General features: G+C 69.4%; 8 protein-coding genes and 2 pseudogenes. 2 read left to right on the top strand and 8 right to left on the bottom strand.

The genetic code is table 11. The annotated features are described in order from the left end of the window. Positions 1-402, top strand: a pseudogene (gene aspA, locus ACLQ6X_RS16140) (aspartate ammonia-lyase); the annotation flags it as partial. 220 nt (positions 403-622) lie between these two features. Here the strand turns inward: aspA and ACLQ6X_RS16145 are convergent. The 3 genes from ACLQ6X_RS16145 to ACLQ6X_RS16155 all read right to left on the bottom strand — a co-directional run bounded on the left by ACLQ6X_RS16145 (position 623) and on the right by ACLQ6X_RS16155 (position 4,070). Further along, positions 623-1,978, bottom strand: coding sequence for a PhoH family protein (locus ACLQ6X_RS16145; RefSeq protein ID WP_411701166.1), 1,356 nt, complete (start codon positions 1,976-1,978; stop codon positions 623-625). A gap of 185 nt (positions 1,979-2,163) precedes the next feature. Next, on the bottom strand, positions 2,164-3,285 hold the full coding sequence (locus ACLQ6X_RS16150; RefSeq protein WP_411701167.1) for an aminotransferase class V-fold PLP-dependent enzyme: 1,122 nt from the start codon (positions 3,283-3,285) through the stop codon (positions 2,164-2,166). After that, a complete protein-coding gene (locus ACLQ6X_RS16155) occupies positions 3,285-4,070 on the bottom strand; it encodes an isoprenyl transferase (protein ID WP_411701168.1) in 786 nt (261 codons plus the stop codon). Before ACLQ6X_RS16155 ends, ACLQ6X_RS16150 begins: the two co-directional genes overlap by 1 nt. A gap of 65 nt (positions 4,071-4,135) precedes the next feature. Here ACLQ6X_RS16155 and trhA point away from each other — a divergent pair, with 65 nt between their 5' ends. Next, positions 4,136-4,873, top strand: a complete 738-nt coding sequence (gene trhA / locus ACLQ6X_RS16160) for a PAQR family membrane homeostasis protein TrhA (RefSeq protein WP_411701169.1) — start codon at positions 4,136-4,138, stop codon at positions 4,871-4,873. A gap of 323 nt (positions 4,874-5,196) precedes the next feature. Here trhA and ACLQ6X_RS16165 read toward each other — a convergent pair whose 3' ends face one another. From ACLQ6X_RS16165 to ACLQ6X_RS16185, 5 genes and pseudogenes are all read right to left on the bottom strand, one after another. Then, positions 5,197-5,949, bottom strand: coding sequence for an ABC transporter ATP-binding protein (locus ACLQ6X_RS16165; RefSeq protein ID WP_411701170.1), 753 nt, complete (start codon positions 5,947-5,949; stop codon positions 5,197-5,199). Then, positions 5,946-6,737: an ATP-binding cassette domain-containing protein gene (locus ACLQ6X_RS16170; RefSeq protein WP_411701171.1), complete on the bottom strand. Its 792-nt coding sequence runs from the start codon at positions 6,735-6,737 to the stop codon at positions 5,946-5,948. Before ACLQ6X_RS16170 ends, ACLQ6X_RS16165 begins: the two co-directional genes overlap by 4 nt. Further along, positions 6,734-7,615, bottom strand: coding sequence for an ABC transporter permease (locus ACLQ6X_RS16175; protein ID WP_411701172.1), 882 nt, complete (start codon positions 7,613-7,615; stop codon positions 6,734-6,736). The genes ACLQ6X_RS16170 and ACLQ6X_RS16175 overlap by 4 nt, the downstream gene beginning before the upstream one ends. Beyond that, on the bottom strand, positions 7,612-8,589 hold the full coding sequence (locus ACLQ6X_RS16180; protein WP_411701173.1) for an ABC transporter permease: 978 nt from the start codon (positions 8,587-8,589) through the stop codon (positions 7,612-7,614). Before ACLQ6X_RS16180 ends, ACLQ6X_RS16175 begins: the two co-directional genes overlap by 4 nt. Positions 8,590-8,634: 45 nt before the next feature. After that, positions 8,635-8,895 (bottom strand): annotated as a pseudogene (locus ACLQ6X_RS16185) (ABC transporter substrate-binding protein); the annotation flags it as partial.

The following is an 8,895-nucleotide window of genomic DNA, read 5'->3' on the forward strand; positions in this document are numbered from 1 at the left end:
GTCGGAGCCCGCGTCATCGGCAACGACGCGACAATCGCCTGGGCGGGAGCCACGGGCAACTTCGAACTCAACGTGGCCATTCCCGTCATGGGTACCGCGCTGCTCGAGTCGATCCGCCTTCTGGCGAACTCGAGCGTGCTGCTCGCCGACAAGACGGTCGACGGCCTGCGCGCGAACCTCGACCGCGCCCGCTCGATGGCCGAGTCGTCGCCGTCGATCGTGACGCCGCTCAACAAGTTCATCGGCTACGAGTCGGCGGCGAAGATCGCCAAGCACGCCGTGGCCAGCGGCATCACGATCCGCGAGGCCGTGATCGACCTCGGCTTCGTCGAACGCGGCGAGATCTCTGAGGAGCAGCTCGACAAGTCGCTCGACGTGCTGAGCATGACGCACCCGGGCTAGCGAGCCCGCGGTAGCACCCGTTGGTGTGCGCCGCCGCCCGTCCCGGTTCGCCGGGGCGGGCGGTTCTGCGTCGGCGGCCTGCCGAGAGTCGCGCGGTGTATTTTCGCTATCGCTGCCGAATGTTCGGGCGCGACAGCGAAAATACACCGCGCAAAGTCGCCCGGCCGGCCGACCAGCCCTCCGCAGCCGAACGAACAGAAGGCTCACTCAGCCGCCAAGGCTAGGCCAGCTCGTTCGACTCCAGCATCTCGGTGACGAGGGCCGCGATCGCGCTGCGCTCGGAGCGCATGAGCGTGATGTGCCCGAACAGCGGGTGGCCCTTGAGCGACTCGATGACCGAGGCGACGCCGTCGTGGCGTCCCACCCGCAGGTTGTCGCGCTGGGCCACGTCGTGGGTGAGCACGACCCGCGAGTTCTGGCCGATGCGGCTGAGCACCGTGAGCAGCACGTTGCGCTCCAGCGACTGCGCCTCGTCGACGATCACGAACGCGTCGTGCAGCGAGCGTCCGCGGATGTGGGTGAGCGGCAGCACCTCGAGGATGCCGCGCTCGAGAACCTCGTCGAGCACGTTCTGCGAGACGACCGAGCCGAGCGTGTCGAACACGGCCTGGGCCCAGGGGTTCATCTTCTCGGCCGCGTCACCGGGCAGGAAGCCGAGCTCCTGGCCGCCGACCGCGTACAGCGGGCGGAACACCATGATCTTGCGGTACTGCTGCTTCTCCAGCACGGCCTCGAGGCCGGCGCAGAGGGCGAGGGCCGACTTGCCGGTTCCGGCACGGCCGCCGAGCGACACGATGCCGATCTCCGGGTCGAGCAGCATGTCGATCGCGAGGCGCTGTTCGGCGCTGCGGCCGTGCAGCCCGAAGATGTCGCGGTCGCCGCGCACCAGCCGCATCTTGCCGCGGGCGGTGACGCGGCCGAGGGCCGAGCCACGGTCGGAGTGGATGACCAGACCCGTGTTCACCGGCATCTCCTGCACGGTGCGCGAGTCGAGCTGCTCGTCGTCGTACAGCTGGTTCATCTGCTCGCTCGAGAGCGTGATGTCGGCCTGCCCGGTGAAGCCCGAGTCGACGGCCAGTTCGGCGCGGTACTCCTCGGCGGCGAGGCCGATCGAGGCGGCCTTGACGCGCAGCGGGAGGTCTTTCGAGACGACCGTGACCGCGAGTCCGTCGTTGGCGAGGTTGAGCGCCACGGCGAGGATGCGCGAGTCGTTGTCGCCCAGCTGCAGACCCGAGGGCAGCACAGACATATTGGAGTGGTTGAGCTCCACCCGCAACGATCCCCCGTCGTCGCCGACGGCGATCGGGAAGTCGAGGCGTTCGTGCTGCACGCGCAGCTCGTCGAGGTTGCGCAGCGCCTGGCGGGCGAAGTACCCGATCTCGGGGTCGTTGCGCTTGCTCTCGAGTTCGCTGATGACGATGACCGGCAGGACTACCGCGTGTTCCGCGAAGCGGAAGACCGCTTTCGGATCCGACAGGAGGACCGACGTGTCGAGCACATACGTGCGCTCGGCCGTGGCAGCCTCCCTTGCCGAAGAATCTGCGGTGCTCTGTCGGGGGCTAGCGTTGTAGGGCACGTGCACTCCATCCCCGAGTGACGCGCACTCGGATCCAGTCTGCGAAGACGGCCAACTACGTTGCGAAGACGAACTTACATGGCCGTCTCGACCAGGCGCCATACCTGATGAGACTGACGCTAAACGCCCCGCGACCCCGACGACTAACCGACACGCCACGGCCAATGTGTCCGGCAGGTAAATCCTTAAACGTTGATCGCCGACGCAAAACTGGTGAAGCTCGCCCGCAGCATGTCGAAGGTGTCTTCGTCGGTGCTGACGTGCGCGCTCAGCCGCACCTGGCCCATGCGCGTCGTCGCCGTGACACCGTGGTTGAACAGCGACGCCTCGAGGATGGTGAGCTGGTCGGCGGCCGGCTCGATCACGACGATGCCCGCCCGCTCGTTCTCGGCGCGCGACGACGAGACCGGGATGCCGAACTCGTCGGCCAGGTCGATCACACGCGTCGTCTTCTCGATGATGCGGTCGCGGATGGGCGCGACCCCCACAGAGCTGATCTCCTCGAGAGCCGCGGCGAAACGCGCCTGGGCTACCCGGTCGGGATTGCTGACGCTGAACGCCCGCGCTCCGGCGCTGGGTTCGAGCACTTCGTCCATGGGCTGGGATTCGGAGTCGGTGCCGGTGAATCCGGAGAAGACCGGGGTGAGCTGCTCGAGGGCGCGGTCGCTGAGCGCGAGGAACCCGCTACCCCAGCCGGAACGCACCCACTTCTGCCCGCCGGCTACGACGACGTCGGCGACGCTGTAGGGCGCATCCGTCACCCCGAAGCCTTGGATCGCATCGACGATGAGCAGGCGGTCGCCGATGACCTGGCGGATGCCGTCGATGTCGGCGAGGTAGCCGGTGCGGTAGTCGACGAGGCTCACGGCGACGGCGGTGATGGCGGGCGTGAGCTGGTCGCGCAGGTTGCCGGGGGTGACGCGGCCGTGGTCGGTCTCGAGCCAGAGCGGACTGAGCACGCCGAGGCTCTCGGCGGCACGGGCGGCCGCGAAGGTGACGCTGGGAAACTCGCCCATCGAGAGGGCGACGCCGCCGGTGACGCCGAACATGGCGTGCATCAGGCCCTGGCTGGTGTTCGGCTGGAACACGATGTGGTCGGCCGCGAATCCGGTGAGGGCTGCGACCGCTTCGCGCAGGCGGACGTCTTCGTCGTCGAGCGAGGCGAGGGTGCCGAACCGGCCGCGCGACAGCAGTTCACTCTGCGCGTTCTGCTCCTCGATCACGGCCGCGCCGATCGGCCCGAGGCGCGCGAAGTCGAGGTAGCCGGGCTCCTCGGTGAAGCGGGCGGCGAAGTCGTCGATGTGCATCAGGATCCGAACCGTCGTTGTCTCTTGGCGTAGTCGCGCAGGGCGCGCAGGAAGTCGACCTCGCGCAGGTCGGGCCCGAGGGCCTCGACGAAATACAGCTCGCTGTGGGCGCTCTGCCAGAGCATGAAGTCGCTCATCCGCTGCTCGCCCGAGGTGCGGATGACGAGGTCGGGGTCGGGCTGCCCCTGCGTGTACAGGTGCTCGGCGATGAGCTCGGGGGTGAGCAGCTCGGCCAGGTCGTCGAGCTTGCCGCCCTCGGAGTTGTGCTGGTGCACGATGCTGCGCACGGCGTCGGCGATCTCGCGGCGACCGCCGTAGCCGACGGCGAGGTTGATGTGCAGGCCGGTGTTCGACGCGGTCTTCTTCTCGGCGGCGGCCATCGCGTCGACGAGCGACGAGGGCAGTCCGTCTTTTGTGCCGACCTGCTGCACGCGCCAGTCGCTGGTCGCGGCGAGGTCTTCGCTGAGTTCGGCGATGATGTCGAACAGCTGGTCGAGTTCTTCGTTGCCGCGGTTGACGAGGTTGTCGTTCGAGAGCAGGTAGAGCGTGACGACGGAGACGCCGAGGTCGTCGCACCAGGACAGGAACTCGTGGATCTTGAGCGCCCCCGCGCTGTGTCCGTGGGCCGCCGTCTCGAGGCCGCGCTGCCGCGCCCAGCGGCGGTTGCCGTCGAAGATCATGGCGACGTGCTGGGGGATGGCGGTCTTGTCGAGCCGGCGACGCAGCCGGGTCTGGTAGAGCCCATAGAGAAAGCCACGGCCGAGGGGTACTTGCCTGTCTTTCACCTCGCCTACGCTAGCCCAAACTCGACCCGCACTCTGTGAGAAACCCGTCCAAGTAAGCTTCAGTCATGACCGCAGACGCACCAGAAGCCCGCGCAGACGACGAGCCGGGAGCGGATCTGCCGAATGTCCCGCTGTTGGATGACGCGATCGAATACGACGCCCTCGACGCGAAGCCGACCTGGCGCGGGTGGATCCACGCCGGCACGTTTCCGCTGGCGATCGTGCTCGGCGTCATCCTCATCGTGGCCGCGGACGGCGCGGCGGCGCGCATCAGCTCGAGCGTCTTCGTGGCATCCTCTCTCCTGCTCTTCGGCAACTCGGCGCTCTACCACCGCATCGACTGGAAGCCGAAGACCAAGGCTGTGTTCAAGCGCATCGACCACGCCAACATCTTCCTGCTGATCGCGGGTTCGTACACGCCGATCACGGTGCTGGCGCTCCCCCACGACAAGTCGGTGCTGCTGCTCTGGCTGGTGTGGGGCGGTGCCGGGCTGGGCATCCTGTTCCGCGTCTTCTGGATCGGCGCACCGCGCTGGCTGTATGTGCCGCTGTACCTGCTGCTCGGCTACGCGTCGCTGATCTTCATCGTCGACTTCTTCCAGGCCGACGCCGCGATGATGACGCTGATCCTGGTCGGCGGTCTGTTCTACACGGTGGGCGCCGTCATCTACGGGATGAAGCGGCCCAACCCGTTCCCGGGCAAGTTCGGGTTCCACGAGATCTTCCACACGCTGACGCTGCTGGCGTTCCTGTGCCACTGGGCGGGAATCTTCATCGTCGCGACGAACCCGCCGGTGTTCTAGGGCCAGCACGCAAAAGAGCCGTTTTCGGCCGGATGACGCGACCGCGGCGGGCTCATCCAGCCGGTTTCGCGTCAGCTGCTGGTTGAGTAGGGCGCTCTGGCGCCCGTATCGAAACCTGGCCGCCCGCGGGGGTCTCGATACGCTCGCAGAGCTCGCACTCGACCGGCATGCCGGGTGAGCCCGCCGCCGGTAGTGCGGTTGTGGCGGGTGCAGGCAGCGTGTAACCCGCCACAAGCGCACTCTCGCCGCGCGGTTTGACCGGCCGGCCAGCGCTCGCGGGGGTCTCGATCCGCTCGCAGAGCTCGCACTCGACCGGCATTCGTTCAGAAGGCGGGCAGGCGCGGCACGGCCTCGACGAGGCGGCGGGTGTACGGCTCTCGCGGCGCGGTCAGGATGTCGGCGGTCGGCCCCCGCTCGACGACGCGCCCGGCGTTCAGCACGACGGTCTCGTCGCACAGCGCGGCGACCGCGCTCAGGTCGTGCGACACCATGAGGATCGCGAGCCCGGCAGACTCGCGCAGCTCGGCCAGCAGGTCGATCACCTGGATGCGCGTGGTCACATCGAGCGCGCTCACCGGCTCGTCGGCGAGCAGCAGCCGCGGATGGCACACGGTGGCGCGGGCGATCGCGATGCGCTGGCGTTGTCCGCCCGAGAACTCGTGCGGGTAGCGCTCGAGGGTGTCGGCGGCGAGTCCGACCGAGGCGAGCGCGGCGGTGACGAGCGCGCGGGCCTCGTCGCCGCGGGCGATGCCGAGCGACCGCAGCGGCTCGGCCACGATCGAGGCGATCCGCTGCCTCGGGTCGAGCGACGAGTACGGGTCCTGGAACACCGTCTGCACCGACGCCCGGAAGCGCCGCATAGTCGAAGCCGTGATCGGCGCGCCCTCGAACAGCACCTCGCCCGAGGCGGGTTTCGCGAGCGCGAGCATCAGCCGCACGATCGTCGACTTGCCGCTGCCCGATTCGCCGACGAGGCCGACGCTCTGCCCCTCGCCCACGGCGATCGACACGTCGTCGAGCGCGAGCGCGCCCTTGCGGTAGCGGTACGAGACGCCGCGGAGTTCGAGAATGCTCACGAGGAGGCCCCGAGCATGTCGTCGAGTGCCCGCGCGCTGCGCACGAGCTCGGCAGTGTACGGGTCGGCCGGCGCCGCCAGCACCCGGGCGATGGCGCCGCGTTCGACCGCGATGCCGTTCTTCATCACGATCACGTCGCTGGTCATCGCCGAGACGACGGCGAGGTCGTGGCTGATGAACAGCAGCGCCATGTCGCGCGCCTCGACGAGCTCGTCGAGCAGCGCCAGGATCTGCGCCTGCACCGTCACGTCGAGGGCGGTGGTGGGCTCGTCCGCTATGAGCAGCCGCGGACGGCTGCCGAGCGCGATGGCGATGGCCGCGCGCTGACGCTGTCCGCCGGAGATCTCGTGCGGGTACGCCCGCGCGATGCGCGTCTCGTCGAGGCTGACCTCGTCGAGCGCCTCGGCGACGGCGGCGCGCAGGGCGGCGCCGCGCAGCCCCCGGTGCCGGGCGATGGGCTCGGCGACCTGGCGTCCGATGCGCATGAGCGGATCGAGCGCGGTGAGCGGTTCCTGGAAGACGACGGATGCCACCCGCCCCCGCAGCGGAACGATGCTCTTCTCCCTCGCGCCCACGATGTCGACGCCGTCGAGCAGCACGCGGCCCGACGCTGTGAGGCCCGCGCCGAGCAGCCCGGTGACCGCGAGCGACGTGACGGATTTTCCGCTGCCGGACTCGCCGATCAGCCCGAGGCGCTGGCCCGCGTCGAGGTCGAACGACAGGTCGTCGACGAGCGCGCGGCCGGCGGCGGTGCGCACGGTCAGCGAGCTGACGGAAAGCAGGCTCATCGGCTGGCCCTTCGGGTAGGTGTGCGGCGTGACGGGACACGGCGCGAGGGGTCGGCGACGTCGCGCAGTCCGTCGGCTACGAAGTTCACGCCGATCACCAGCACGACGAGCGCGACCCCCGGCGCGATGGCGCCGACCGGGGCGGTCACGACGGTGCCCTGCGCCTCCTGCAGCAGCCGGCCCCACGACGCGTTGGGCGGCGGGGCGCCGAGGCCGAGGTACGACAGGCTGGCCTCGGCGAGCACGGCGACGCCGAACTGCAGGGCGAGGTTCACGCTCAGCGTCGGCCAGATGTTCGGCAGGATGTGCCGCACGACGATGCCGGGCCAGCGGGTGCCCGAGGCGCGCGCGGCGGTCACGAACTGTTCGCCGAGCACGCGCTTGGTGAGCACGCGGGTGAGGCGGGCGACGACGGCCGACATCGCAAGGCCGATGGCCAGGATGACCGAGCCGAGCGATGCGCCCTGCGCCGCGACGATGAGCATCGCGAGCAAGAGCACGGGGAAGGCGATCACCACGTCGAGGGCGGCGGAGATCGTGTCATCCAGCCAGGAGGCCGCGAACGCGGCCACGAGACCGACGGTGATGCCGGCGAGAGCGCCCACCGCGACCGAGCCGAGGCCCACGGCGAGTGCGATGCGGGCGCCGATCATCAGCTGGGTGGCGAGGTCGCGCCCGAGCCGGTCGGTGCCGAGCCAGTGGGTGGCGCTGGGGGTCTCGAGTCGGGTGCCGCCGGTGTCCGAGGGGTCGAACGGCAGCCAGACGAGGGAGAGCAGTGCGACCGCGACGACGGCGAGCGTGAGCACGAGTCCCACGACGAGCGTCCACGAGCGGCGGCGGGGCGGCAGCGCGGAGACCAGCACGGCGGCGGCGCTCATCGGGTGCCCCCTCGGCTATTGCCCGAGAGGCTCAACCGCAGGCGCGGATCGACGAGGCGCTGGGCGATGTCGGCGGCGAAACCGATGATGAGCACCACGAGCGTGCTGACGAACAGCACCCCTTGGATGTTCGGGTAGTCGTGCTGCTCGATGGCCCGCAGCAGCATGCTGCCGAGCCCCGGCAGGCCGAACACGCTCTCCACCACGACGGCGCCGAGGAAGGTGGTGGCCAGTTCGATGCCGAGGATCGAGATGACCGGCACGGCGCCGTTGCGCAGCCCGTGCCGCCAGAGGGCCTCGACGTAGCCCGACCCCTGCGCGCGCGCCGAGCGCAGGTAGTCGCTGCCGATCACGTCGAGCGTGGCCGAGCGCACGTAGCGGGTGAGCGACGCGCTCATCACGATGGCGACGGTGATCACCGGCAGGGTCAACGACCGGAGGGCGTCGGCCGGGTCGGCCCAGTCGTCGCGCGGAAACCCGCTCGACGGCAGCCAGCGCAGACCGACCGCGAAGACGCTCACGAGCAGGATGCCGACCCAGAACACGGGAACGGCGACGCCGAGCTGAGAGAAGCCGGAGATCAGGATGCCGTACCAGCGGTCGCTCTTGGTCGCCGCGACGAACCCGGCGACGAGCGAGATCACGAGCGCGAGCGCGAAGGCCAGGAGCGTGAGCGGCACGGTCACGGCGAGCCGCGCGGCGATCTCGGGACCGACCGGCAGCGCGCTGATGAACGACTCGCCGAGGTCGAGGCTCGCGAGCTGCGTGAACCAGGTCACGAACTGCTCGAGCACGGGCCGGTCGGCGCCCACCTGCGCCTGGGCGGCCGCGATCTGCTCGGGCGTCGACGTCGCCGAGAGCAGCGCGTTCGACGGGTCGCCGGGAAGCAGCCGCAGCAGCACGAAGATGGCCACCATGGCGATGAGGAAGGACACCAGGAGGAACGCGCTCCGGCGCAGCAGGTAGACAGTCATGCGACGTCAAGGGTAGCCCGCGCGAACGCGGGCCACCCGAGCGGGCTACTCGACGACGATGTCGTAGACGTAGAACTGCGAGTTGAGCCCGTTCACCGGGTATCCGCTCACGTCACTCGCCGCCACGACGATCTGCGGGTAGAGGTAGAGCCAGACGCTCGCGGCGTCCGCGGCGATCTGCTGGTTGACGAGCTTCAGCTTCTCGGTCTGCTCGTCGGTCGTCGCCGACGCCTCGGCCTCGTCGACCCAGGTGGTGACCTGCGGGTTGTTGTAGCCCCAGTAGAAGTCGGGGTTGCCGTACCAGAC

It is taken from the genome of Conyzicola sp. (assembly GCF_046714715.1).
In the GTDB taxonomy this organism is placed as follows: Bacteria; Actinomycetota; Actinomycetes; order Actinomycetales; family Microbacteriaceae; genus Conyzicola.

Excerpts from the sequence above, each read along its gene's own strand:
- ACLQ6X_RS16150 (WP_411701167.1), bottom strand. The coding sequence starts at position 3,285 with ATGCACATCGACGACTTCGCCGCCCGCTTCACCGAGGAGCCCGGCTAC.
- trhA (WP_411701169.1), top strand. The coding sequence starts at position 4,136 with ATGACCGCAGACGCACCAGAAGCCCGCGCAGACGACGAGCCGGGAGCG.
- ACLQ6X_RS16170 (WP_411701171.1), bottom strand. The coding sequence starts at position 6,737 with ATGAGCCTGCTTTCCGTCAGCTCGCTGACCGTGCGCACCGCCGCCGGC.
- ACLQ6X_RS16175 (WP_411701172.1), bottom strand. The coding sequence starts at position 7,615 with ATGAGCGCCGCCGCCGTGCTGGTCTCCGCGCTGCCGCCCCGCCGCCGC.
- ACLQ6X_RS16180 (WP_411701173.1), bottom strand. The coding sequence starts at position 8,589 with ATGACTGTCTACCTGCTGCGCCGGAGCGCGTTCCTCCTGGTGTCCTTC.